Origin of the sequence: Rhodobacter viridis, assembly GCF_003217355.1 — a bacterium.
GTDB classification, from domain to species: domain Bacteria; phylum Pseudomonadota; class Alphaproteobacteria; order Rhodobacterales; family Rhodobacteraceae; genus Rhodobacter; species Rhodobacter viridis.
Genome location: NZ_QJTK01000001.1, coordinates 380751 through 405782 on the forward strand (window position 1 = coordinate 380751; position 25032 = coordinate 405782).

25 protein-coding genes are annotated in these 25032 nt (G+C 64.2%); 9 read left to right on the forward strand and 16 right to left on the reverse strand.

Annotated elements, in window-relative coordinates:
* Positions 1 to 44: 44 nt before the first annotated feature.
* The 4 genes from C8J30_RS01850 to C8J30_RS01865 all read right to left on the reverse strand — a co-directional run bounded on the left by C8J30_RS01850 (position 45) and on the right by C8J30_RS01865 (position 3863).
* A complete protein-coding gene (locus C8J30_RS01850) occupies positions 45 to 719 on the reverse strand; it encodes a hypothetical protein (RefSeq protein WP_110804014.1) in 675 nt (224 codons plus the stop codon).
* Positions 716 to 2050 carry a tyrosine-type recombinase/integrase gene (locus tag C8J30_RS01855; protein WP_110804282.1) on the reverse strand — a complete coding sequence of 445 codons (1335 nt, stop codon included), beginning with the start codon at positions 2048 to 2050 and terminating at the stop codon, positions 716 to 718. The genes C8J30_RS01850 and C8J30_RS01855 overlap by 4 nt, the downstream gene beginning before the upstream one ends.
* Before the next feature lie 295 nt (positions 2051 to 2345).
* Positions 2346 to 3050, reverse strand: coding sequence for a glycosyltransferase (locus tag C8J30_RS01860; RefSeq protein WP_220033686.1), 705 nt, complete (start codon positions 3048 to 3050; stop codon positions 2346 to 2348).
* A 252-nt stretch (positions 3051 to 3302) separates the two neighbouring features.
* A complete protein-coding gene (locus C8J30_RS01865; RefSeq protein ID WP_110804016.1) occupies positions 3303 to 3863 on the reverse strand; it encodes a YcbK family protein in 561 nt (186 codons plus the stop codon).
* Between the two features lie 326 nt (positions 3864 to 4189).
* Between C8J30_RS01865 and C8J30_RS01870 the strand changes: the two genes are divergently transcribed.
* The 4 genes from C8J30_RS01870 to C8J30_RS01885 are packed head-to-tail and all read left to right on the forward strand — an operon-like array spanning position 4190 to position 8434.
* Positions 4190 to 5791 (forward strand): L,D-transpeptidase family protein, encoded by a 1602-nt coding sequence (locus tag C8J30_RS01870; RefSeq protein ID WP_245909683.1) that lies wholly within the window; start codon positions 4190 to 4192, stop codon positions 5789 to 5791.
* 48 nt (positions 5792 to 5839) lie between these two features.
* A complete protein-coding gene (locus C8J30_RS01875) occupies positions 5840 to 6940 on the forward strand; it encodes a UDP-3-O-(3-hydroxymyristoyl)glucosamine N-acyltransferase (protein ID WP_110804017.1) in 1101 nt (366 codons plus the stop codon).
* Between the two features lie 7 nt (positions 6941 to 6947).
* Entirely contained in the window at positions 6948 to 7223 is a 276-nt protein-coding gene (locus C8J30_RS01880; protein WP_110804018.1) for an acyl carrier protein, read from the forward strand.
* Positions 7220 to 8434 carry a beta-ketoacyl-[acyl-carrier-protein] synthase family protein gene (locus C8J30_RS01885; protein ID WP_110804019.1) on the forward strand — a complete coding sequence of 405 codons (1215 nt, stop codon included), beginning with the start codon at positions 7220 to 7222 and terminating at the stop codon, positions 8432 to 8434. Before C8J30_RS01880 ends, C8J30_RS01885 begins: the two co-directional genes overlap by 4 nt.
* 57 nt (positions 8435 to 8491) lie before the next feature.
* On the opposite strand, the gene C8J30_RS01890 is transcribed toward C8J30_RS01885, so the two are convergent.
* Entirely contained in the window at positions 8492 to 9064 is a 573-nt protein-coding gene (locus tag C8J30_RS01890; protein ID WP_110804020.1) for an invasion associated locus B family protein, read from the reverse strand.
* 454 nt (positions 9065 to 9518) lie between these two features.
* Here C8J30_RS01890 and C8J30_RS01895 point away from each other — a divergent pair, with 454 nt between their 5' ends.
* Complete coding sequence (locus C8J30_RS01895) at positions 9519 to 11099, forward strand: helicase HerA-like domain-containing protein (protein WP_110804021.1); 1581 nt, start codon at positions 9519 to 9521, stop codon at positions 11097 to 11099.
* A gap of 14 nt (positions 11100 to 11113) precedes the next feature.
* On the opposite strand, the gene C8J30_RS01900 is transcribed toward C8J30_RS01895, so the two are convergent.
* Positions 11114 to 11449 (reverse strand): DUF6477 family protein, encoded by a 336-nt coding sequence (locus C8J30_RS01900; protein WP_342767499.1) that lies wholly within the window; start codon positions 11447 to 11449, stop codon positions 11114 to 11116.
* 191 nt (positions 11450 to 11640) lie between these two features.
* Here C8J30_RS01900 and C8J30_RS01905 point away from each other — a divergent pair, with 191 nt between their 5' ends.
* The 3 genes from C8J30_RS01905 (at position 11641) to lipA (ending at position 14534) form a co-directional block, all read left to right on the forward strand.
* Positions 11641 to 12762: a DUF6456 domain-containing protein gene (locus C8J30_RS01905; RefSeq protein ID WP_110804022.1), complete on the forward strand. Its 1122-nt coding sequence runs from the start codon at positions 11641 to 11643 to the stop codon at positions 12760 to 12762.
* Between the two features lie 125 nt (positions 12763 to 12887).
* Positions 12888 to 13505 carry a hypothetical protein gene (locus C8J30_RS01910; protein WP_220033687.1) on the forward strand — a complete coding sequence of 206 codons (618 nt, stop codon included), beginning with the start codon at positions 12888 to 12890 and terminating at the stop codon, positions 13503 to 13505.
* Positions 13506 to 13568: 63 nt separating this feature from the next.
* Positions 13569 to 14534 (forward strand): lipoyl synthase, encoded by a 966-nt coding sequence (lipA, locus tag C8J30_RS01915; RefSeq protein ID WP_110804024.1) that lies wholly within the window; start codon positions 13569 to 13571, stop codon positions 14532 to 14534.
* Between the two features lie 344 nt (positions 14535 to 14878).
* Here lipA and C8J30_RS01920 read toward each other — a convergent pair whose 3' ends face one another.
* From C8J30_RS01920 to C8J30_RS01965, 10 genes are all read right to left on the reverse strand, one after another.
* Positions 14879 to 15268, reverse strand: a complete 390-nt coding sequence (locus C8J30_RS01920; protein ID WP_110804025.1) for a hypothetical protein — start codon at positions 15266 to 15268, stop codon at positions 14879 to 14881.
* A complete protein-coding gene (locus C8J30_RS01925) occupies positions 15265 to 15651 on the reverse strand; it encodes a response regulator (protein ID WP_110804026.1) in 387 nt (128 codons plus the stop codon). Before C8J30_RS01925 ends, C8J30_RS01920 begins: the two co-directional genes overlap by 4 nt.
* Positions 15642 to 16520: a CheR family methyltransferase gene (locus tag C8J30_RS01930; protein WP_110804027.1), complete on the reverse strand. Its 879-nt coding sequence runs from the start codon at positions 16518 to 16520 to the stop codon at positions 15642 to 15644. Before C8J30_RS01930 ends, C8J30_RS01925 begins: the two co-directional genes overlap by 10 nt.
* The gene (locus C8J30_RS01935; RefSeq protein WP_110804285.1) at positions 16517 to 16984 is read right to left on the reverse strand and encodes a chemotaxis protein CheW; all 468 of its coding nucleotides are present in this window, start codon (positions 16982 to 16984) and stop codon (positions 16517 to 16519) included. The genes C8J30_RS01930 and C8J30_RS01935 overlap by 4 nt, the downstream gene beginning before the upstream one ends.
* Before the next feature lie 5 nt (positions 16985 to 16989).
* Positions 16990 to 19203, reverse strand: a complete 2214-nt coding sequence (locus tag C8J30_RS01940) for a chemotaxis protein CheA (protein WP_110804028.1) — start codon at positions 19201 to 19203, stop codon at positions 16990 to 16992.
* Positions 19204 to 19213: 10 nt separating this feature from the next.
* Positions 19214 to 19579 (reverse strand): response regulator, encoded by a 366-nt coding sequence (locus C8J30_RS01945; protein WP_013067490.1) that lies wholly within the window; start codon positions 19577 to 19579, stop codon positions 19214 to 19216.
* On the reverse strand, positions 19576 to 19851 hold the full coding sequence (locus tag C8J30_RS01950; protein ID WP_110804029.1) for an STAS domain-containing protein: 276 nt from the start codon (positions 19849 to 19851) through the stop codon (positions 19576 to 19578). Before C8J30_RS01950 ends, C8J30_RS01945 begins: the two co-directional genes overlap by 4 nt.
* Positions 19852 to 20001: 150 nt before the next feature.
* Positions 20002 to 20979, reverse strand: a complete 978-nt coding sequence (locus tag C8J30_RS01955; RefSeq protein ID WP_110804030.1) for a glucokinase — start codon at positions 20977 to 20979, stop codon at positions 20002 to 20004.
* 1 nt (position 20980) lies between these two features.
* Positions 20981 to 22309 (reverse strand): GH1 family beta-glucosidase, encoded by a 1329-nt coding sequence (locus C8J30_RS01960; protein WP_110804031.1) that lies wholly within the window; start codon positions 22307 to 22309, stop codon positions 20981 to 20983.
* Positions 22306 to 23340, reverse strand: coding sequence for a LacI family DNA-binding transcriptional regulator (locus C8J30_RS01965; protein WP_110804032.1), 1035 nt, complete (start codon positions 23338 to 23340; stop codon positions 22306 to 22308). The genes C8J30_RS01960 and C8J30_RS01965 overlap by 4 nt, the downstream gene beginning before the upstream one ends.
* A 272-nt stretch (positions 23341 to 23612) precedes the next feature.
* Here C8J30_RS01965 and C8J30_RS01970 point away from each other — a divergent pair, with 272 nt between their 5' ends.
* Positions 23613 to 24968: an ABC transporter substrate-binding protein gene (locus C8J30_RS01970; protein WP_110804033.1), complete on the forward strand. Its 1356-nt coding sequence runs from the start codon at positions 23613 to 23615 to the stop codon at positions 24966 to 24968.
* Positions 24969 to 25032 lie beyond the last annotated feature (64 nt).

Below are 25032 nucleotides of genomic sequence, written 5' to 3' on the forward strand. Positions count from 1 at the left end.
AAACCTTTCGACAACTCCCCCAAGGCACCGGGAAGTTACGAAAATCACAGGCGGCGCAGATCGGCAAAAAGTGCGTTCCGACCGGGGATCGGGCCGCCGATTGCGAAGTCATGAGCCGTGTCAAGAAAGGCCGCGAACGCCTTGTCTCTGTTTGCATTTCCGCCGAGTGGGATGCCTGCGCGGCGAAACAGCGGAACGAGCGCAGCGCCGAAAACGGCGACGGGCCGGGGGCGCGTGTTGGCGGTGTAACCACCCCGGCCGCCTGCCTTGCCTGGCGCGGCCAGAAGTGCCTCGGCGGCAGTTTCGGCGGCGGCCAGTTCTTCGCGGTCGAACAGGTCGATCAGCGAAAACGCCATCGCCCCTGCGGGGCCGTCCAGCGGCCCGCCCGCGGCGGCCCTTCGCAGCGCGCGGGCGTCATCTACTAGCGTCGCCAGTTCCTCGCGCAGCGCCAACACCCGCTCGGCCAGCGCCTCCACCTCGGGGCGGGACCATTCCCGAACAAACGGGTTCACCTCTGCTTCATCGCGCAATCGTAGAAGCAGGGCCTCAATCTGGCCGCGCGCCTCGGGGTCATCGCGCAACCGCGCGAGCCGGTCATCTGCGGCAACGACGCGCAGCCAGAAGGGAGCAACGGCCTCGGCCCGCTCGCGCTCTGCGCGTTTTCCGGCCTCGATCAGCGCTGCGATCAGGGCGGGATCTTGGGGGGGCAGGCCGGTCATGTGCGCACCGACAGAGGGGCAGGGAATGGCACGACTGTTTGCGCCGCCCGCCCATGGAGAAAGTCGGCCCATTGCACCATTACCTGCCGCCGCCGTTCGAGAAGGTCGGTTCGCCGATAGGCCCGCTCGGTCTGATCGCCGACATCGTGGGCAAGCGCCAGTTCGGCGAGAGTGTGGTCGATGCCGTGATCTGCCGCCCAATCGCGGAAGCTACTCCGCAGCCCGTGCGGGACCGCCGGGCGCCCAGTGCGTGGATCGCGCCAGCCCGCCTTATCCACCGGCAGCCCAGCCTTTTGCGCGGTGCGCTCGGCGTCTGCTTGCATGTCCCGCATCACTTTCGAAAGCGTCATGTCGGACAAGGGGCCGCCGCGCGGCGCCCAGAAAACAAGTTCACTATCGGCCCGGGGCAGGTCTCGGAGCAGGGCTAGCGCATCGGGCGACAACGCCACACGATGTTCGCGCTTCATCTTCATGCGCTCGGGCGGAACGATCCATAGCCCGGCCCCAAGGTCTATTTCATCCCATCGCGCGCCCCGCACTTCACCCGAGCGGCTGGCGCATAGGCACGCGAAGCGCAGGGCCGCAGCCCCCATGCCGCCGCGCCTCCCGAGGGCGGCCCACCATGCCGCAAGATCGGCCTGCGCGATGGCAGGTTGATTGGCGCCCTTGGCCACCGCGTCGGGGCGGGGCAGCAGTTCGGCCAAGTTGCCATTCCAACGGGCCGGGTTCGGGGCGTCGTGCGGGCGATGGCCCGCGACGGCAGCCCAGTTCAGGATTGCCTCAAAGCGCATCCGCAGCTTTCGCGCGGTCTCTGTCTTGTCGAGCCAGATCGGTTGCAGCACCCGGAGAATGTCGCGCGTCTCTATTTCCGAGACGGCGATCCTGCCGATTTCGGCTGCGGCATACGTCTGAAAAGTGCTGCGCAAGTATTTGATGGCCTTTTCGTTTCCGATTTGCGCTCCCTTGGCCTCGATCCACATTTCGAGCGCATCGGCCATGGTCAATGTGCGCCGCTGCGCCGCCGCCAGAGCGGCGCGGGTGGCCTTGCGTTCCTCGATTGGGTCGATGCCGTCGCGGACCTTGGCTTTCGCCTGCCGCGCCCGGTCTCGCGCTTCGGCCAACGAAACCTCGGGATATGCGCCCAACCCAACGGCCCGCCGTTTGCCGCCGATCAGCGTGCGCAACAACCAAGATTTCCCGTCGCTCGGGCTGACCTGCAACAATAGGCCTGCTACGCCGCCCACTGCATGCCATTCGGATCGGTCCCGCGTTCCTGAGTGGCTGACGCGCTTTACGTCGAGCGGCCCCCACTCTCGCACCCTCTTGGGCATCCCGTTCTCCAATCATTCAACCTATGCGGGCGGAGTGAAAATCGGGAGTAGAACTTTTTCGCCGATTTATGTCTCTCCATCCTGCTAGCCAAAAATATTGCAACAAGATGCAAGGCGATGCAATCGGCTGTTTCTTGGAATTTGCCTAAGTTCTTGATAAGGAAAGAAAGATATTACAGATTGAAACGACGTGAAAAGCGCCTGCGGCGTTTGTCGGGTGCGCCATTTCTCCAAGACGTTGAAATGAAAAGACGCCCGAGGGGCGCCTTTGCTTTCCCGAATGTGCCGGAAGCGCTCAAGCCGCTGATTGCGGCACGGGCGAGCTGTTCCATTTCTGCAGATATTTCAGCCGGTTCAGATGCCAGCTTTCGGTTCCGAACTGGCCCCGGCTCTCGTGCATCAGGGCGATATCCCAGACCCCAAGCGTCAGACCCGCCTGACGGGCGGCAAGGCAGAAATCGACGTCATAGAAGTGGAAATCGAACCGCTCGTCGAAACGAAGGTTTCTCTCGATCAGCGCGCTCATCCGGCAGGCCACGAAGACACCATCAATCAGATCGACCGGGATGCGCGAGGGGCCCAGCCGGTTCACGCGCTTCGGCGGCCAGCTTGTTCCATGCGCGATGGAGCCCGCCATCTTCTCCTTGTCGACGCGCGTGCCATGCTCGTCCTCAAAGCACCAGGCGACTTGACCGGGAACGGGGCGCACAGATCCCGCGACGCCGATGATGTCGAAAGCCTGCATCCCGTCGTGGCAATGCCCAAGCCAGTGATGATCGACGAAGAACACGTCATCGTGGCAGAAGATCAGGGTGTCATATTCGTCCTTCGATCGCTCGATGGCGTCGTTGTAGACACGCGAGAGCCCGGCGGTGTTGGACGGATAAAGCAGGATGTCGCACTGATCGGACAGGCTGCGTTCGAAAGTCTGACCAGTCGGTTTCGTGGCGTAAAATTCGTCAAGCCCAACGGGCGTGGCCACGACAAGTCTGCTTCTCATTCCAAACCTCGATCCGGTCATTCTGATCCGGCGTCGAGATTAGGCGAGGAAGGCTGACAAAGCGTTAACTGTCGACGGTCTCTGGCAAAGCGCCCCGCGATCGAGATCATCTTGTCTCGCAAATCGGGGTCGGCGACGCATCTTTTACGCAGAGTTTTCCAGATGTCGCACTGTCGTGCAACCTGTTGGAAAATATTGGAAAAGCACCGGTTCCGGGCGTGGTTTCCCGAAAGTTTTCCTCAGGGGGAAGGATTAGCCCTGCCAACTGCGGATATCACCGCAATCCATGTGCACGAAGCCCGAGTGATTGTAGCGGCCGACACCGCCAGCGCGGCAGGACAGCGCGGCCGAATAGATCTGACCGACCGAGCGCGATCTCATCCGCAGATCGGCAGCCATGCCCTTCATGTGCAGAGAATTGCGCGCAACCCCGTGCGAGCGCGAGCGCAGCATCGCATTGGTCGCCGGCGAACGGTAGCCCGAGAGCAGCATGTAGGGCTCGGAGCTGTCTAGCAGGCGGTGCGAGGCAGCGGCGATGTCGACGGTCCGCGGGTCGATCGTCTTCACATCATTGGTGCGCCAGTCGCGCATGAAGCGGGTGATTTCATTCAGCGCTTCGGGAACATACTCGCCTTCGATCCAGTAGATCGTGTCGAGGCTTTCACCGGTCCGACCGGAATACATGTGGATCCGGCGGATATCGCCAGCCCCACGCAGGAACCCGAACGCGTTGGAGGCTTTCGGAGCTGCCACCACAAGCGTGGCAGCAAAGGCCGCAAGAAGCCCGCGACGAGAAGTCGTGATCGTGCTCATTTTGGTTCGCCTGTCCCTCGGTCTATGCCGTCTGAAGTATTGCGGCTTGATCCGAACGTATCCGGATTCCGTGGCGAAGTTATGGCACGAAGAGAATCGTGTTTCAAATTGTCATTTTTTACGGGGTAGGGAAAACCCCACCATTCGGCGATTTCTTGCCGTTAACGAGTCCTAACAGATTCTGTGGCGCGTTTGCATCTGTCGCGCGGCTGACGCGGCAAAAGGCCGTGTCAACCGCCTGCGGGGATGGACTTGCGCAAGGTTTTCCCACAGGTTGCGAGCTACTCTTCTGTAGTGGGAACAGAATGACTGCATATTGTAGTGGGATGGGGCGTGCCGCCCTCGTTGCGATGATGATGGCCGGGGGGGCGATGGCGCCCTTTGTTGCGGCAGATCCGGCACGGGCGCAGACGATTTCGGGTTTTGCGCAGGCCGTGGCCGAAAGCACGGCCGTCAGTCCCGACCTGTCCGCTTTTTATGCGACCCACGGCTATGCGCCGCTCTGGACGACGGCCGAGTCCGCGACCCGGCGCGCGGCCTTTTTCGCCGCCCTCGATCAGGCGGATGCCAATGGCCTGCCGTCGGCGCGCTATGGCGCCGATGATCTGCGGGCGCGGTTCGCCAGCATCGAGACCGAGCGCGAGCGGGGGCAGCTCGAGGCGGCCGTATCGCTGGCCTATCTGGCTTGGGCGCGCGACATCAACTCGGGCGCGCTCGAGCCGAAGAAGATCGATCCCGGCATCGTGCGCGAGATCCGTCGCCCCGATCCGCAGGCGCTGCTGAGCGGTCTGGCGGCGAGTCCGGCTCCGGCGCGGTTCCTGCGCGATCTGACGCCGAAATCGCCGCGCTACGCGGCGCTGGTGAAAGCGCGGCTCGATCTGCAGACGCAGATCGCGACGGGCGGTTGGGGGCCTCAGGTTTCGGCGAAGCGGCTCGGTCCGGGCGACACTGGCCCGGCGGTGGTGACGCTGCGCGATCGGCTGATCCGCATGGGCTATCTTGATCGCTCGGTGGCGGCGAGCTACGACGCCGCGCTGCAGACCGCGGTGCAGACCTATCAGCTCGATCAGGGCATCAAGGCCGATGGCATCGCGGGCGAGGGCACGCTGGCCGAGATCAACCGCGCTCCCGAAGAGCGGATGAAGTCGATCCTTGTCGCGATGGAGCGGCTGCGCTGGATGAACGGCCTGGATCTGGGCAAGCGCCACATCTGGGTGAACCTGCCCGATTTCACCGCGCGGGTCATCGACGACGGCAAGATGAGCTTCGAGACGGTCACCGTGGTCGGCATGAACCAGGGCGACCGGCGCACTCCCGAATTCTCCGATCAGATGGAGATGATGGTGATCAACCCGAGCTGGTCCGTGCCGCGCTCGATCACCGTCAAGGAATACCTGCCGATGATGCAGCGCAATCCGGGCGCAGCGGGGCACATCCAGCTGATCGACAGCCGGGGCCGGGCCGTCTCGCGGGGGTCGGTCAACTTTGCCGCCTATAATGCGCGCAACTTCCCCTTTGCGATGCGGCAGGCGCCCTCGAACGGCAATGCGCTCGGGCTGGTGAAGTTCCTGTTCCCGAACCCCTACAACATCTACCTGCATGACACGCCCTCGAAGTCGCTGTTCCAGAAGGATGTCCGCGCCTTCAGCCACGGCTGCATCCGCGTCGGTCGGCCCTTCGATCTGGCCTATGCGCTTCTGGCGGCTCAGGAATCGGACCCCGAAGGCTATTTCAAATCGGTGCTGAACACGGGTGCCGAGACGACGGTGAAGCTGCGCGAACCGGTGCCGGTGCATCTGGTCTATTTCACCGCTCTGCCCAATGCCCGTGGTCGGATCGAGTATCGCGACGATGTCTACGGGCGGGATGCCGCCCTCTTTGCCGCGCTCGACAAGGCGGGGGTGGAATTGGCTCCGCTGACGAATTAAATCGGGGACGAGGCGCGGGACGGCGCCGCTCAACGAGGGGCTTGATCCATGGCGCAGACGGTCGAAACCATTGCACGGGCACTTGCGGCGCGTGCCGAAGGAGACATTTCCCTGCCGATCGAAGGTGCCTCCGAGCCGCAATCGGCAGGGCCGAAGCAGATCGCCCTCGCGATGAGCGAAAAATACATTCCGGGGCTCGCGCAGGGCAAGGCGCTGGCGGCGATCCTGCCCGAGGGCACCGATTGGCAGGGGCTGGGGCTGAAGGCGGCGATCTTCGTGGCGCGGCCGCGGCTGGCAATGGCGGGGCTGTCGAAAGCCTTCGACCCGGGCCCGGAGATCGCGCCCGGCATCCACCCCACCGCGGTGATCGACCCCACGGCCGAGATCGGCGCGGGCGCGGCGATCGGCCCCTTCGTCGTCATCGGCCGCGGGGTTCGTATTGGCGAGGGCGCGCGGATCGCGGCCCATGCCTGCATTTCCGAAGATGTGAAGATCGGCGAGCAAGCCCTTGTCCTGCAAGGCGTAAAGATCGGCGCGCGGGTGGTGATCGGGGATCGTTTCATCGCCCAGCCCGGCGCGGTGATCGGCTCGGACGGGTTTTCCTTCGTCACGCCCGAAAAATCCGGTGTCGAGGAAATCCGCGAGACGCTCGGCCAGCGCGACACGATCAAGGAGCAAAGCTGGACCCGCATCCACTCGCTTGGCACGGTCGTCATCGGCGATGATGTGGAACTGGGCGCGAATGTCTGCATCGATCGCGGCACAGTGCGGGCGACGATGATCGGCTCGGGCACCAAGCTCGACAACCTTGTTCACGTCGGCCACAACGTGCAGGTGGGCCGCGACTGTCTGCTCTGCGGTCAGGTCGGCATCGCGGGCTCGTCGCGGATCGGGGATCGGGTGGTGATGGGTGGCCAATGCGGGGTGAACGACAACATCTTCGTCGGCGATGACGTGATCGCGGGCGGCGCCACCAAGATCTTCACCAATGCGCCCGCGGGCCGCGTTCTGCTTGGGTATCCGGCGGTGAAGATGGAAACCCATGTCGAAGCCTGGAAGAACATCCGCCGTCTGCCGCGACTCTTTGCGCAAATGGCCGAACTTCGGGAAACTGTTACAAATCTCACGCAGAAGAAGGGCACGGAGTAACAGCCAGATGAGGCCCGATATGCAAGAGAAGATTCTTTCGATCATCGCCCGCGAGGCTGCGATGGAACCCACCGAAGTGCGCCCGGACATGACGCTTGACGAACTTGGGCTCGACAGCCTTGGCCTCGTCGAGATGATCTTCGCGATCGAGGAAACCTTCGGGGTTTCCGTTCCCTTCAACGCCAACGAACCGACGCAGAGCGAGTTCGACATTTCCTCGGTCGGCTCGATCGTGCGGGCGGTCGAGCGGCTGATCTCGGGTCCGCAGGCGGCGCTGGCGTGACCCAAAGACGTGTTGTGATCACAGGGGCCGGAACGGTCAATGCTTTGGCCCCTGACGTGAAAGGCACCTTTGCCGCGATGGCGGAGGGGCGCTGCGGGATCGGCGCGCTTGACTTTGCCGATGTCGAGCGGCTGACGATCCGGATCGGGGCGCAGGTGCGCGACTTCGCGCCCGAGGTGCATTTCGACAAGGGCAAGCTGTCGTTCTTCGACCGTTTCACGCAGTTCGCGCTGGTTGCCGCACGGCAGGCGATGGCGCAGGCGGGGCTTGCGCGCGAGCCGGGCGATCCGACCCGCTGGGGCGCGATCATCGGCACGGCGGGCGGTGGCAATGCCACGGTGAACGAGGCCTATCGCGCCGTTTATGCCGAGGGCAAGAACCGCGTGCATCCTTTCACCGTGCCGCGGCTGATGGGCAATGCGGCCGCCTCGCATGTGTCGATGGAATTCGGGCTGATGGGGCCGAGTTTTGCGGTCGCGACGGCCTGCGCCAGTTCGAACCATGCGCTCGGGCTGGCGTTCCAGATGATCCGCTCCGGCATGGCCGACGGGATGCTGGCGGGCGGCGCGGAATCGATGCTGAATTTCGGCGGGTTGAAGGCCTGGGAAGGCCTGCGGGTGATGTCGCCCGATGGCTGCCGCCCCTTTGCAGCCGGTCGCAACGGCATGGTGCAGGGCGAGGGCGCGGGGATTTTCGTTCTGGAAAGCTTCGAGTCCGCACAGGCACGGGGCGCCGAAATTCTGGCCGAGATCAAGGGCTTCGCCATGACCTCGGACGCAAGCGACATCGTCATGCCCTCGCGCGAGGGGGCGGCGCGCGCGATGCGCGGGGCGCTTGCAGATGCAGGGATCACGCCCGAGGCGATCGGCTACGTGAACGCTCATGGCACCGGCACGGCGGCGAATGACAAGACCGAGGCTGCGGCGCTCGCGGATATCTTCGGAGACCGCCTGTCGCAGGTTCCGGTCAGCTCGACGAAGGCGATGCACGGCCATTGCATCGGCGCGACCGGGGCGATCGAGCTTCTGGCCTGTCTGATGGCGCTGAACGAGGGTGTCATCGCCCCCACGCTTGGCTATGACGCGCCCGATCCCGACTGTCCGCTGGACGTCGTTCCGGGCATCGCGCGGGCCGCGCGTGTGGAGACCGTCATGACCAATGCCTTTGCCTTTGGCGGTCTGAACGCGGTACTGATCCTCTCCAAACAATGACGCCGCCCCGAAAGGCGGCGTCTTTCAATGTCTTCGCAGATGATCCTGAGTTGCGGATCACTTCTGGACAGTTGCATCCCAGCCGGCGCTGAAGCCCTTGAGCGAGATCGCCAGTTCGACTTTCTTGTCGGGCGCGGCCATCGGAACGATGGTCATGGTGATCTTGTTGCCCTTCTTGAACAGATCAAGATCCTTGTCTTTCAGCGCCACATTCGAGAAGCAGGCGTCTTTCGAGCAGAAGGCATAGGGCAGGGTGACCGCTTTTTGCGTGTCGATCTGCAGCGTGACCCCCGCGGTCAGGGCCGACTCGATCGGGGTTGCGATCGTGGCCCCCGCGACGGCTTCCTTGCCCTTCGGCAGCGGCAGGATCGAAATCGAGGCAACCTTGTTGCCCGCGGTGTCTGCCATCAGCTGGAACATCTCGCAGGCTTCGGTGCCGTCCTGCGCCTTGATGCACTGCACTTTCCAGTCGCCTTCGGTCGTCTTGACATATGGCTCGGCGGCCGGCGCGGCGGGGGCTGCGGCGGCGGGTGCAGCGGGCGCCGGCGCTGCGGCGTCCTCGGCCAGAGCCATCGGCGCGGCAAGGCTGGCAGCGAGTATCAGGGCAATCGAGGTGGTGTTCTTGATCATCAAATGTCCTCCGGTGGGGATGAATCCGCCTTAGCATGGGACCTGCAGCCTGTCAGGGCCAAAAGCGCCCGACGCTCGGAACTGGCGGGCTCAGGCGGTGAAACTTGCGTGATGGGAACGTGACCTTTCAAGGGGTTTCAATGAGAAGGGCTCCGTTTCCGGAGCCCCGTTTTCCCCCTGTCGGACTGGCCGACTATGTCATTGGTCGGGACGCTAGTGCGGAAAACATCGCAGGTCAACACGCAATGATGATCCGCCGTGATCGGCGCGTCAGGAGGCGATCCGGGGGAAATAAAAAACCGCGCCCGAAGGCGCGGTCAGTCTGACAGGGAGGAAGTGTCCCGCGGCCAATGGGCCCGAACCGGGACAACTCCAGACTGGCACAAAAGGGTTAAACAAGTATTGTTCCTGGCATCGGTGATCAACGCTTTGCGGGGGAGCAAGGGGGGGCGAGATGCGTGCAGTTCTCAGCGAAACGGGCATTTTCGTGGGCGGCGGCGGGGAGGGGTACGCCACGGCGCAGGACTTTCTGCTGAAGGCTGGCAACCGTCACGGCCTGATCGCGGGGGCTACCGGCACCGGCAAGACGGTGACGCTGCAGGTTCTGGCCGAGGGGTTCTCGGCGGCAGGAGTTCCGGTCTTCATGGCCGATGTGAAGGGCGATCTGGCCGGGATCGCGGCGGCGGGGTCCGAGACGGCAAAGCTGCACGAGCCCTTCGTCAAACGTGCGGCCACGATCGGGTACGATCTCTCCTATCGCGCCTATCCGGTCACCTTCTGGGACATGTTCGGCACGCAGGGCCATCCGGTGCGCACGACGGTTTCCGAGATGGGGCCGCTGCTGCTGGCGCGGCTGCTTGAACTGAGTGAGGCGCAGGAGGGGGCGCTCAACATCGCCTTCCATCTTGCCGACGCCGAGGGGCTGGCGCTGCTTGATCTGGCCGATCTGCGCGCGATGCTCGTGCATGTGGGCGAGCGGGCCGATGAGGTGAAGCTGCGCTACGGCAATATCTCGTCCGAGTCGGTGGGGGCGATCCAGCGCCAGCTGCTGATCCTTGAAAATCAGGGCGCGACGGCGTTTTTCGGCGAACCCGCGCTTGCGCTGTCCGACATGATGACGGTGGCGCCGGACGGGCGGGGCCGGATCAACATTCTTGCGGCCGACAAGCTGATGGCGAGCCCGCGGCTTTACGCGACCTTCCTGCTGTGGCTCTTGTCCGAACTCTTCGAGGAGCTGCCCGAGGTGGGCGATCCCGACCGTCCGAAGTTCGTCTTCTTCTTCGACGAGGCGCATCTGCTGTTTGACGACGCGCCCAAGGCGCTGGTCGACAAGGTCGAGCAGGTGGCGCGGTTGATCCGCTCGAAAGGCGTCGGGATTTACTTCATCACGCAGAATCCCGCGGACGTTCCCGAGGAAATACTGGGGCAGCTCGGCAACCGCGTGCAACATGCGCTGCGCGCCTTCACCGCGAAGGATCAGAAGGATCTCAAGCGCGCGGCCGAGAATTACCGTCCGAACCCGCGCTTCGACACCGAAACCGCGATCAAGGAAGTCGGCACGGGTGAGGCGCTGACCTCGTTTCTCGACGCGAAAGGCGTCCCCGGCGTGGTCGAGCGCACGCTGGTGCGCCCGCCGCAGTCGCGTCTGGGGCCGATCACCGCAGAAGAACGCCGCGCGGTGATGGCGAGCTCTCCCTTCGGGACGAAATATGACACGCCGGTCGATCGGCAGTCCGCTTTCGAGCTGCTGACGGCGAAAGCCGAAAAAGCCGCCTCCGAAGCCGCGGCTGCCGAGGCCGCCCCGGCCACCGCTGGTCCGGCGACGCTCGAATTCAACCGGGCCCGTCGCTACGAGCCCTACAAGCCCAGCGCCGCAGAGCCCGAACGCCCGAAGCCTGCTCGCGCGTCGTCGGCGGCCTCGCGCAGTGACAGCATCGCCGAGGTCTTCGGCAAGTCGCTGGCCCGACAGCTTGGCAGCAAGGCCGGGCAGCAGATCGTGCGCGGGGTACTCGGGTCGCTGTTCAAGGCGCGCTGAACCCGACGCGCCGATCAGGCCACCCGGACCGTCGGCGCCGCCTGCAGCCGGGGCAGCAGGCGCGCCTCGGCCATCATCGCGATCAGCACCTCGATGTGGCGCAGGAAACTGTATCCGGCCGCCCCGTCGCGCCGCGCGGTCTCAAGCGCGTCTTCCTCGGCCAGAAGAGCGCGCAGCGCCTCCTCGGGTCTTGGCAAGTCGCGCGCGGCAAGAAGCCGTTTCAGGTCGCGGCCACGCTCGTAGTCCTTTTGTCCAAAACGCGCCGCCCGGATCAGCAGCTTCGGGCGGCGCAACTGCGCCATCTGGTCGATTTCTTCGCACATCGTGATCCCCGCACTCAGCTTGAACAAGGAAAGCACAACCTTGACGGGTGTTGCGCGAAAGCCATGACAATCGTGCGCTGCAGTTGGTAATCTTTAGATTTTTTAAAGAATTTTGAGGATCACCCCATTTCTTAACGAAGGGGTAACCAAAGCAACCCACGGTTGCAAGTGCCGTTTTCGCTTGTCTTTTGAAGAGCGTAACGAACTGGGAGACGGAAATGAAGACCATGCACGCTTCGCAGCAGCTGCCTGCCTGGTTGCCCGACTACGCGCGGCTTTACCTGCGTCACGTCGAGGAGGGCGTGCCGATCCGGCAACTGGCGAAGGCCGAGGGCTGCCATGCCTCGACCATCCTGCGCCGCGTCCGCCGGATCGAGCAGCGCCGCGATGATCCGCTTGTCGACGAAGCTTTGACCCGGCTTGGCCGATCCTCTCCCGCTGCACCTGCTGCCTCGACCAAAGAGGATGACACCGCGATGATCGCCCAGATCCGTGCCCCTGAGCCCGACCCCACCCCCGATATCGAGACGCTTTCGCGTGAGGGGCGACGGGTGCTCAGACGCTTGTCCGAACTCGGCGCGCTGCTGATCATCGCGGCGGATATGGAAAAGGCGGTGGTGCTGCGGGGCACGGTGCGCACGGCAGTGGTGGAGCGCGAGGTTGCCCAAAGCTTCGCGCTGAACGGCTGGATCACGGTCAAGCACGCCGGGCGGGTGACGAGCTACGAGCTTTCCGCCGCGGGGCGCGGGGCGCTGAAACGGCTTCTTGAAGCCGAGGCCGCCGCCGAGGGGCGCGATCCCGAGACCGACCCGCCGAACCCGCACGCCGACAGCCATCGCGAGTGGGGCGAGCGCACGGTGAACGAGGGGCAGGGACGACTGACGCGGATGCGGATGAACCTGGCCGAGAGCCCGCTTGGCGTGCTGGCGCGACGGCGCGATGCCGATGGACGCCCGTTCCTGCCGCCCGAGCTGGTCGCCGCGGGCGAGCGGCTTCGGGAAGATTTCGAGCTTGCGCAGATGGGGCCGCGCGTCGCGCAGAACTGGGAAAGGTTCATGACGGGCGGCGCAAGGGGGCAATATCGCCCCGACCTTGGGCAGGGCGGTCCGGGCGGCTCCGAGCGCGCCCGCGAGCGCGTGGCGGCGGCGCTCTCCGACCTTGGTCCGGGGCTGGGTGACATGGTGCTGCGCTGCTGCTGCTTTCTCGAAGGGCTGGAGTCGGCCGAGCGGCGCATGGGCTGGTCGGCGCGCTCGGGCAAGATCGTGCTGCGCATCGCGCTGATGCGGCTCAAGCGTCATTACGACGAGACTTACGGCGGGGCCTCGCCACTGATCGGTTGACCGGCGGCTTCGGGCCGGTCTTGACACCGGACCGGCCCAACTGTGCCAATGCATGTCTTGACTGTTGACGCTGCGATTGCGACGCTTGGCCTATTCGCGAGGCCTGTCGAAAAATGTCGAATAAATTGTATTTTCGTTTCTCGACCCTACCGGTCGTATTGCCTGCCAATCCCCCGAAGATATCGAACTTGTCAGGATTGTGCTATGTCATTTGGGCAGGGTTCACCTTGTGGGATGTTCTGCCAGATATAGCCCGGGTTGGGCTCACAGCGGTGCCGCCGAGTGATTGGTTCTTGCTGGGCGTGGTGATCGTAATAACGCTTGGCTGGGGGGGATTGAGTGTCGCAAGCGCATGCGGTCTGCCGCGCCTCGAGATTGACGAGGGCCGCATCATCCGCAGAGACTTGTTTGGTCGTCCGACCACGATAGAGCTTGGTGATTATGCCCAAGTCTTTCTGGACGGCCCGAATTTCGCGTATCGAGACCTGGTGTTCCTGCCGATGCAGCCCGGGCAGAAACGGCGCGGTGTGAACCTGATGTCCTTCGTCACGGAACCGGGGGATGATGAGGCCATCCTCGGGCTGATCCGGCGGGCTGCGGGTGATCGACCGGCCCCGACCGCAGAGCAGATGAAGCTCCTTGCTGGCCGTCGTCGGATCGAGCCATTCGTCCCGATACTCTCGACGATCTTTGTCTTCGGGCTTATCGCCGCGTTGGGATGGGCGGGTTTATTCGAGCGGTGAGCCATTTGCATCGGCCGGGCTTTCGTCCTATCTGAGAGGACGTTCGCTGCGAAAGGAAGCCCGATGCCCGACACTCAGGACCCGGCCCCGAAGGCGCCCAGCCTGCGCCACCCGGAAAAGGCGCATCGTCCCGACAATGCCCAGCCGAAGAAACCGGGCTGGATCAAGGTCAAGGCGCCGACCTCGCAGGGCTACAAGGAAACGCGCGATCTGCTGAAGTCGAACAAGCTCGTCACCGTCTGCGAGGAAGCGGGCTGTCCGAACGTCGGCGAGTGTTGGAGCCATGGTCACGCGACGATGATGATCATGGGCGAGACCTGCACGCGGGGGTGCAGTTTTTGCAACGTTGCGACCGGCAAGCCCGATGCGCTGGATGCCTTTGAACCGGGTCGGGTGGCTCATGCGGTGGCGACGCTCGGGCTCAAGCATGTTGTCATCACCTCGGTCGATCGCGACGATCTCGAAGACGGCGGGGCGGAGCACTTTGCCCAAACGATCCGCGCTGTCCGGCATCGCTCGCCCGAGACGACAATCGAGGTGCTGACCCCGGACTTCCTCAAATGCGGGCCGCAAGCGCTGGAAAAGGTTGTTGAAGCACGGCCGGATGTGTTCAACCACAACTTGGAGACCGTGCCCGGTCTTTATCCGACGGTTCGTCCCGGGGCGCGCTATTTCCACTCGCTGCGGCTGTTGCAACGGGTCAAGGAACTCGATCCGGCGATGTTCACGAAATCGGGGATCATGGTCGGGCTTGGTGAAGATCGGCAGGGCGTCAGTCAGGTGATGGATGACATGCGGGCCGCCGATATCGATTTCCTGACCATCGGCCAATATCTGCAGCCGACGCCGAAACACCATGCCGTTGCGCGCTTCGTGACACCCGAGGAGTTCGCCGATTACGAAAAGGCCGCCTATGGCAAGGGGTTCCTGATGGTCTCGGCGACGCCGCTGACCCGGTCGAGCTATCACGCGGGAGAGGATTTCGCGAAATTGCGCGCCGCGCGGAATGCGAAGCTGGGTCGTGACTGAGCTCTGAGCGCGCCGAGGTCTGGCGGTTCTGATCTCTGACGGAGAGGGAGCTTGGACAGGTTCAGAGGAAGATCAGATCGGGGTTCGGCAAAGGTGATCCGATCGGCGCTTAGGGCCTTGATAACAGGCTCGCCTTCGGTGTGGTCTAGGCCATATCGGCGCATGTGACGCCGGAACCGGTGCCCGCGGAGATCTGAGCCCGGTCGCCCGCTTTCAAATACATGGAAGAAGCGCGCCTTGGCGCAGTTCAAAGTGTCTGCGTCGCGCTTTGACAGACATCACTCATGCTTAGCAGCAGCGTCCTGCGCTGAGCGCAAAGGGGAGAGCCCGTTTCGTGATGGGCCTCAGAACCACTGAATCTCCCCCTGCTCCTCCTCCTGAACTTCATGGCGCTGGAGTTCCGGATCGAGGTTTGTCGCCAGCTCATGAAGGCGGAGCCGCGACAGGATCGGAACTGCGTGCAGTTTCACGTCTTGCGGCATCTCCGTCGAGACGGCGGCCATCAGGCGCCCGAGATCCTCGAGCGCCTGAGTGATCCGATCGATGCCTTGCAGGCCGCGAATGGCGGCTGCATCGGTGTGATCGGCAAAATGGCACAGCGAAATGGCGCGCTGAACCTCCGAGGAAAGACGGGCAAGGGTGTCGAGCTCGTCGCCGATCCGCGCAGCAAGCGCGTCGAGCGGAAGATCTCGTCTTTCAATGGGTATCGCGGCGATGGTGGACAGATCAATCATAGCCGGCCCACCACGGCTTCGATGCAGCTGCGCAGTTCTTGCGGGGTGAACGGCTTCTTGAGGAAGTTGTTCATCCCCAGCCGCTTGCCCGTGTCGATGATTTCGCGATCCGCACGCCCCGTGATCAGGATGAAGCCGAGCCCCTTGGTCTTCGGGTTCGTGCGCAGTGCGTGCAGAAGTTGCAGCCCATCCATCCCGGGCATGTTGTAGTCCGAGATCACCAGATGGACCGGTGTCTTGTCCAAGATCTGCAACGCCCCCGGACCGTCGGTGGCATACCCGACCTGACGGATTCCCATTGCATCGAGGGCTTGTGTGATCAGGCCGCGGCTGGTGGACATGTCGTCAACGACCATGACCCTCAATTGATCTCTCAGTGCCATTTCGGGCCTCCGATCGAGGCTTCCGGATTGGGAAGCTTGTAAGTTGTGATACCGGCCGTGGACAGCTGGCTGGGCGGTTCGAGCGGGATACGTTCGGAGTGACCGACGAAAAGCCATCCGCCCGGATTGAGCACAGATTCAAAGCGGCGCCAGAGGCGAAGCTGATCTTCCGGGCTGAAATAGATCACGACGTTGCGGCAAAAGACGATGTCGAACCGTCCCCGCATCGGCCAGGAGGTGTCATGCAGGTTCAGTTCACGGAACGACACCAGATTGCGCAGCGCCGGAACGATATGTACTCCGTCCTTCTCGACGGTCACGAAGCGTTGCAGCGGCTTCGGAATGGTCGAGAGCGTATTCTCTTCGTAAACCGCCGCACGGCCGCGCGCGATCATCTGCGGATCGATATCCGTTGCAAGCAACCGGATATCCAGCCGAGCCAGATCCTGTGCCATATCGGCAAGCACCATCGCGATCGAAAACACCTCTTGCCCGGTTGAGCAACCTGCCGACCAGATCCGGACTTTCTTGCCCGCGCGTGCCTGTTCGAGCAAAGGGGGCAGGGTCGTGGAACGCAAGGTCTCGAAATGGTGGTTCTCGCGGAAGAACTGCGTGACGTTCGTCGTCAGGGCCGAAACCATGGACCGACGTTCCTCATGGCCTTCATCCGAGGTGATCAGACGGATGTAGCTGCCATAATCCTTCAGGCCGAGCGCGCGCAGGCGTTTGCCAAGTCGCGACTGCACCATCGAGGTTTTCCCCGGTGCAAGGACGATCCCCGCCTGCTCGTAGAGAACGCGGGCAATCGCAGTCAGCTCGCTTTCGCTTGGAGCGGGGGGAACCGCCAGATGGGGATGATGCTGGGTCATGCTGCCTCGGCGTTTTCGTCGGGCAACACGGCGCCGAGGTCGAGCACACGGATCATGCGACCATCGACGATGGTCAGCGCTTCGATGAAGCTGTGGGCACAATCCGCGGCCAGTTCCGGTGGCGGTTGCAGTTCCGTGCGCGGCAGCGCCAGAATGTCGGAGACCGCATTGACCAGAAGCCCCGCAGTCTGCGAGCCGACCTGCACGACGATGATGACGTTGCGGGCATCACCCACGACGGGTTCCATGCCGAGACGCACCGACAGATCAACCACCGGCAGCACGGTGCCGCGCAGGTTGATCACGCCGCGCACATGCATCGGTGCGTGCGGCAGGGGGGTCGCGCGGGTCCAGCCACGGATTTCGCGGACGGACATGATGTCGACGCTGTATTCCTCGTCGGCGAGCCGGAATGACAGGAGTTCGACTTCGGAGGAGTTTTGCGAGCTTTTTTCCAGGGTCATGGCGGTCATCCTGCAAGTGCGAAGGCTGGGCTCCGGGTGCGTCCGGAAGCGTTTTGAACAAGATCGGGCGGGTCGAGGATCAGGGCGATCTGACCATCGCCAAGGATGGTGGCGGCGGCGACGCCGGGGATATGGCCGTAGCTGCGTTGCAGCCCCTTGATCACCACCTGCCGCTGCTCAAGGATCGAGTCGACGACAAGGGCGGAGCGGGTGCCGTTTTCCTGCGCGGTCAGCAAGACGATGCCACCGGCGTAACTCGACTTCGGCGCCCGATAGCCCAGCTCTGCGCCGAGGTCATAGAGCGGCACGAAGGCTCCGCGGACATGGATCACGTTCGTGTTCGGACCAAGCGCGCGGATGTCCTCGTCGGTGAGGGTCGCGGTTTCGAGGATCGCCGAGAGCGGCACCACGAGGGTTTCGCCCGCGACATTCACCACCATGCCGTCGAGCACGGCGAGCGTCAGTGGCAGCGAAATCGAGAAGCGCGTGCCCTTGCCGGGTTCCGAATGGATGGTGATGCGACCGCCGAGCGACTGGATCGCCTGCCGGACAACGTCCATGCCGACGCCGCGACCGGAGAGGGCCGACACTTGATCCGCCGTCGAGAAGCCGGGCAGGAAGAGAAGGTTGTCGATCTCGCTGTCGCTGAGTTGCGCATCCGGAGCCACGAGGCCTTTGGAGATTGCAATCTCGCGGACCTTTGGACGGTTGATGCCCGCGCCATCGTCGACCACCTCGATCACCACACGCCCGGAGCGGTGCTGCGCAGAGAGCGTGATCACCCCTTCGGAGGTCTTGCCCGCCGCGCGGCGTTTTTCCGGCGTTTCCAGGCCATGGTCGACGGCATTGCGGATCATGTGGGTGAGCGGGTCGGCGAGCCGCTCGATCACGGTCTTGTCGACTTCGGTCGCTTCGCCCTCGGTGCGCAGACGCACTTCCTTGCCGACGGCACTCGACGCCTCGCGGACAATCCGGGCCATGCGCTGGAACAGCGGCTTCACCGGCTGGGCGCGAATCATCATCACGCTGTCCTGGATGTCGCGCGTCAGCATCATGAAGGCTTCAAGCCCGGTCATCACCGCCGAATTCGGCGGCAGCCCGGCTTCGGCCACGCTTTGGGCCAGCATCGCCTGGTTGATCACCAGCTCGCCGACCAGGTTCACGAGACGGTCGATGCGGTCGAGATCGACGCGCACCGTGGCCGAAGGCTCGGAGGCCGCCTCGCGTTGAGCCGGACCGTTGCCCGACGCCGCGGGCATCTCAACTGCCACGAAAGGGGGCGGCGGCGGGGCCTCGACCCGCGGTTCGGATTTGGCAATCGCAATGACCTCGGCCTGCGGCGCAGGAGCCGCGGCGACCGGGACCGGATCTTCAGGATCGGGCGTCAGAGGCGGCAGATCGAGCGCGGCAGCCCCGGGCATTCCGAAATCGGGCATCGCGAAATCTGCTGCGCCCGACGGCAAGGTCGCTGCTGCGCCGCTGGTGATCTCGATCTCGCAGACGTCTTCGACGAAATCGAAGACTTCGCGGATGTCGAAATCGGTGACGTCGCCGGTGATCTCGACCACCCATTCCAGCCAGAAGCTTTCGGGATCGAGGGACTCAAGCGGCGGCAGGCGCGACAGATCGCAGGTCGTGCTGCTCGCCCCGAGCTTTCCGAGCGCACGCAGCAGGTGCAAAGGCTCGTTGCCCGAGCTGAACAGCGCGGCCGAGGGACGGAACCGGACGGTCCAGACCGGGGTTGCGGGCGCTTCGTCGACGGGGCCGAAGTCGAAAGCCAGGCCCATCGGTTGGAAATCGGTCACTTCTTCCTCGACGACCGGACCGGCGCCGCCGCCGATCAGGGCTTCGAGCGACACGAGGCAGTCTTCCGAGCCCTCGGGCGGCGGCGCCGCATCGCGGGCGGCGCGGACGTGGTCCTGCAGGAAATCCGCTGCCTGAAAGAACAGTTTCATCGCGTCGGGCGTGATCGTCATCCGGCCGGAGCGCAGTTCGTCCAGAACGGTTTCATAGCGGTGGGCAAAGGCGACCAGCGCATCAAGGCCAAAGGCCCCCGCGCCGCCCTTGATGGAATGGACCGCGCGGAAAACGATGTTGATCGTCTCGTTGTCATGGCTGCCCTCGTCCATGTCGGACAGGGCATCCTGCAGGCTTTCGAGCAGCTCTTCACATTCGATGAAGAAACTGGCCCGGATTTCTGCCATCGGGTCCGTTGCCATCTCGCTCTCCTCAGCCGGTAACCATTTGCAGCGCCTTGACCAGCTTCGGCGGGTCGAAAGGCTTCACGATCCAGCCGGTGGCACCTGCCGCGCGGGCGCGGGCCTTCAGCTCGGGGGCGGATTCGGTGGTCAGCACGAGGATCGGTGTCGCCCGGTGCTTGTCCTGCGCCCGCACGGCTTCGATGAAGCCGAAGCCGTCGAGGCGGGGCATGTTGATGTCCGAAATGATCGCGTCGGGCGCGATGCCGTCGAGCACCTCGAGCCCGTGAACCCCGTCTTCGGCGAGGTGCAGCGTGATCCCCGCATCTGTCAGGGCAAGTTTCAGCATGTCGCGGATGGTGCGGCTGTCATCGACCGCAAGGACAGTCAGGCTCATGCGGCCTCTCCGGTTTGAATGTCCGCGGGCGAAAGGCCAAAGACGGCAAGAGCGTCGTCAAAGGCGTCCGATCGCGGTGTGATGATGAGTGAGGTTCCAGCCTGCCGCGCGCTTTTTGCGGCGGAGGCCAGGACTTGCAAAGCAAGCCCGCCCAGATGGGTAACGGCCGAAGCATCGAGGACAAGATCGGCACCGGCCGCACCGCGCAAGGCTGTGGCGAGCGGTGTGACCTGCGACAGGTCGAGCCGTGAAGCAAGGGCGATCGTGGTCATTCCGACCTCGCCAAAAGATGGGTTTGGAAAACGGACACGTGTTCCCCTTTCATTCCTGCATGAAAGAGGATTACCGGCTGCGGGTTAAATAAGGTTTGACGGCACAGGGTTTTTTACCCTGCCATCTTGTTGCCTTTTATGGGCTTCGGCTCAGATCCGGGGGGCACAGGCGTGCAGATGCGCCGCACAACCGACGAGCGCGGCGTAGTCGTCCTCGATCACCTGCACCGGGAACGCGGCGAGGAAATCCGAGAACCGGCCCTTGGCGCGCATCGCGGCCTCGAAACCGAATTCGGAGAGAAGCGGCGTGAAGGCGCGGGCGACGCCGCCGCACAGATGGATGCCGCCGAAGGGCAGGTGGATCAGCGCCAGATCGCCGACGACGGCGCCAAGGTGGCGCACGAAGATGCGCGCGGTCGCAAGGCCAAGTGGGCTGCGGGCGGTGATTTCGGCCATCACCTCGGCGGCGGTCAGGCTGTGCGGTTGCCCGGCCTCGGCGGCGGCAAAGGCGAAGACACGCTCAAGCCCGCGGCCGGACAGCACATCTTCGACGGCGGCAAAGCCATGTGCGGCCTCGACAAAACGCATCAGGCGGATGTCTTCGTCGGTGACGGTGGGCAAGGTGATGTGGCCGCATTCCGAGGCGGTGACGATGCGTCCACCCGGGGCTTCATGCACGGGCGCGGCGTTGAAGCCGGTGCCGACGCCGATGACGAGCTGCGCCGAGCCGGGCCGGGCGGGTTGGCCGGGCAGAACGGTCGCGACCGCCTCGGGGGCGAGATGGCCCAGTGCGTGGCCCTGCGCCTGCAGATCGTTCAGAACCGCGACCGTCTCGGCCCCGGTGACTTTGGCAATCGACGTGCTTTCGATCACCCAGGAGAGATTGGTCATATGGGCGACACCATCGCGCACCGGACCGGCCGCGGCCACGCAGGCGCCCGCGAGATCGGTCACACCCTCGGTCTGCATGTAGGCGCTCAGGATCGGTTCCAGCGCGGGCTGACCGGCATTGGCATAGCGGCGGATCGATTCGGGCAGGAGCCGCCCATGATCCGACAGCGCCACCCGCGTGTTGGTGCCGCCGATATCGGCCAGAAGCGCGTAACGGTTCGGGGTGGCGGTGATCATGTTAGCGCTCCAAAGCCTTGCTCAAGGCGTGATAGGACGCCTTGGGGGTGCGCTGCAAGCTTTCGAAATCAACATGGACAAGACCGAAGCGGCCCTCATAGCCCTCGGCCCATTCGTAATTGTCGAGCAGCGACCACGCATAATAGCCGGAAAGCGGCACCCCCGCTGCGATGGCGTCGCGGCAGGCGTGCAGATGCGCGGCAAGATAGGCGATGCGGTCCTCGTCGATGCACAGGCCGTGGACCAGAGGATCCTCGGCCGCCATGCCGTTTTCGGTGACGTAAAGCGGCGTCGCGCCTGTGTAATCGTGGTGCAGCCGGGTCAGGATATGGCTCAGCCCCTCGGGGCAGATTTCCCACCCCAAAGCGGTCTTCGGCAGCGGCCCGGGCCGTTCGGCGGTGCCGGGCCAGGGGCCCGCGGCGGGGGCGATGCGCTTGGCGGTGTAATAGTTGACGCCGAACCAGTCGAGCGGCGCGGTGATGGTCGCGAAATCCTCCTCCCAGCCCCGCGGCAGATGCGGGGCGAAGCCGTCGAGGACCTCTTCCGGGTAGCGGCCAAGGAACATCGCCTCGACAAAGAAGCGATTAAAGATCGCATCGTAACGCTTTGCCGCAGTTTCGCATTCCGGGCTTTGCGAAGCGGGCAGGGCGTGTTCGAAATTGCACACGGCGCCAAGGTTCGTCAGCCCCTCGGCGCGCAGCACACCGATCGCGGTTCCATGCGCGAGGCAGAGGTGATGCATCGCCCGCGCGGTGGCCCGGATGTCGCGCAGGCCCGGCGCATGAAGCCCAAGGAAATGCGAGAGCCAGCCGACGCACCACGGCTCGTTGATCGGGGCGGTCGACCAGATCCGGTCGCCGAGCCGTCGCGCGATGATCCGGGTGAAATCACCAAACCACTGCGCCACGTCACGGTTGCGCCAGCCGCCCAGATCCGCCAGCGCCGCGGGCAGTTCCCAGTGATAGAGCGTGAGCGCCGGTTTCAACCCGCGTTCCAGCATGCCATCGACAAGGCGGTCGTAGAAATCGAGCCCCTCGGCATTCACCGTGCCGCGCCCCTCGGGCAGAACCCGCGCCCAGGAGGTGGAAAAACGATAGGACTCAAAGCCTGCCGCCGCCACAAGGTCGAGATCCTCGGCCCAGCGGTGATAGTGATCGCAGGCGCGCGCGCCGGTCTCGGCGCCTTTCACATTGCCGGGCGTTGCGGCGAACGTGTCCCAATGCGTCGGACCGGCGCCGCCAAAACCGTGCCCTTCGATCTGATAGGAGGAGGTGGCGGCGCCGAAGAGGAACCCGGGCGGAAAGGCGGAGCGTGGGGGCAGGGCGGTCATGTGGCACCTCCGGGGGCGGGGCCAGTGGAGCCGCCGACCACCAGAACTGCTTCGAGCAGTTCCGAGGCGGGCTCGGGCGGCGGGGATTCGATCATGCGCAGCAACATCGTGGCACAGCGCCGCCCGGCCTCGCGGACGGAAGAGCGGGTGGCGGTGAAGATCGGCTCCTCGGCGCCGTTCCTCAGATAGCCGAGTTCGTCGTCATGGGTGACGATCGAGACATCGCGGCCCATCACCAGACCGTCCTCCCAAAGCGCGCGGCGCACGCCCATCGCGGACAGCAGCGACGAGGTCAGGAAAGCCGTCGGCGGCGCGCTCAGGCGCAGCATCGCGCGGGCGGCATCATGGCCCTGCGCCTCGGTCATTTCGCCCGCCACCATCAGCCGCGGATCGGGCGAGAGATCGGCTGCCGCCAGCGCACGCTCGAACCCGCGCCGCCGCCGCAGGGCGAAATCCATCGCCTCGATCCCGTTCACCAGCGCGATGCGGCGATGCCCGAGGTCGAGCAGGAACCGCGTCGCGCGCTCGAAAGCGCGGGAATTGTTCACATCCACAAAGGCATAGGGGCGGGTGATGCCCGAAGCGCGGCCATGTACGACGAAGGGCAGGCCAAGATCCTCAAGCAGGGCAATGCGCGGATCGCCCGCCCGTGGGCCATGCACGATGATGCCGTCGACATTGCCCTTGGAGCGGATCTCGCGATAGGCGCGCTCCTGCTCCGCATCGGGCACGATGGTCAGAAGCATGTCGTAGCCCGCCCGCGCATAGACCTCGCCCGCGCCGGCGATGAAATCGGCGAAGACCGGGTTGACGATCTCGTGCTGGGTGGAAATCGGGATCACATGGCCGATCGCCATCGCGCGCCCGGTGGCAAGGCGCTTGGCCTGCGTGTTCGGCCTGTAGTTGTATTCGCGCGCGGCCGCCTCGACCCGGACCCGGGTGGCCTCAGCCACTTCGGGAAAACCGTTCAGGGCGCGGCTGACCGTGGTCGGCGAAAGCCCCAGATGCTGCGCGAGATCCTTGAGGTTCATGGTGGGGTCCGGTTTCTCCGCAATTCAAAGCGGTTTGAATGCGCTGAGCCTACCCCCGCCAGCCGCGCCGCGTCAATCGTTCCCGCAAGTTCTGAAAATTGCTGCGCAAGCAGCATTTGGGTCCTTATTTTCTGCGCCTGCACCTGCCGTTTCGATTGACTTTGAAAGGGGATTAAGGGACGCTTTTGGCATCCAAAGCGCTTTGGTGGCGAGTCGGATCCGCCTCGGGCCGCAGCGGCAAAGGGCCTTCGGCCCGGTCTCGGGAGGACGCAATGACGAAACATCTTTTGCTGAGCGCAGCGGTGCTTGCGCTCGCCACCTCGGCTGCTTTTGCGCACCAGATGAAGTTTGTTCCGGGGGAAGATTCCCGGTTCCATTGGGATAGTTTCGACAGCTTCAAGGCGAGTCACGCTCTGGACGGGCAGAAGCTGGTGATCGATGGCCCCTGGGGCGGTGTCGACAAGGAGCTGTTCGAATCGGTGCTGGCGACCTTCGAGGCCGCGACGGGGGCGAGCGTCGAATATAACGGCGGCGACGGCTTCGAGCAGCGGATCATGGTCAACGTCGAGGCCGGATCGCCGCCCGATATCGCGGTGGTGCCGCAGCCCGGTCTGGCGGCCGATCTGGCGAAGCGTGGCAAGCTGACCCCCTTGGGCGAGGCGACGCAGAAATGGCTGGCCGAGAATTATGCCGCGGGGCAATCCTGGGTCGATCTGGGCACCTATGCCGGGCCGGATGGCAAGAAGGCGCTTTACGGCCTGTTCTACAAGGTCGATCTGAAATCGCTCGTCTGGTACAGCCCGGAGAATTTCGAGGATGCGGGCTATGAGGTCCCGCAGACGATGGAAGAGTTGAAAGCGCTGACCGAGAAGATCGTCGCCGACGGTGGTACGCCCTGGTGCATCGGGCTGGGCTCCGGTCCCGCGACGGGCTGGCCCGCGACCGACTGGGTCGAGGACATGATGCTGCGCGACAACACGCCGGCGGATTACGACGCCTGGACGACGAATGCGCTCAAGTTTACCGATCCCAAGGTCCTGACGGCGATCGACGATTTTGGCTGGTTCGCGAAGAATGACAAATTCGTCGCGGGTGGCGCGGGCGCCGTCGGCTCGACCGATTTCCGCGACAGCCCGAAGGGCCTCTTCGTAAGTCCGCCGCAGTGCTACATGCACCGGCAGGCCTCCTTCATCCCGAGCTTCTTCCCCGAGGGGACGAAGATCGGCGAGGATGCCGATTTCTTCTACTTCCCGGCCTATGCGGGCAAGGATCTGGGCAAGCCGGTGCTGGGGGCGGGCACGGTCTTCGTGATGACGCATGAGACCGCCGCGGCAAAGGCCTTCTTCGAGTTCCTGCAAACGCCGATCGCGCATGAGGTCTGGATGGCGCGGACCGGATTTCTGACGCCGCTGAAGACGGTGAACCCCGAAGTCTATGGCGATGCGACGCTGAAAAAGATGGGGGACATTCTGCTCAACGCCTCGACTTTCCGGTTTGACGGGTCTGACCTGATGCCGGGCGCGGTGGGCGCGGGCACGTTCTGGACCGGCATGGTCGATTATGTGGGTGGCAAGGAGTCTGCCACGGTCGCGGCCGAGATCCAGAAATCCTGGGACGCGATCAAGTGAGCTGAAAAATCGGGGCATGTTCGGGAACATGCCCCGGCGCGGCGAGGTCGTTCCGGGGAGGGCG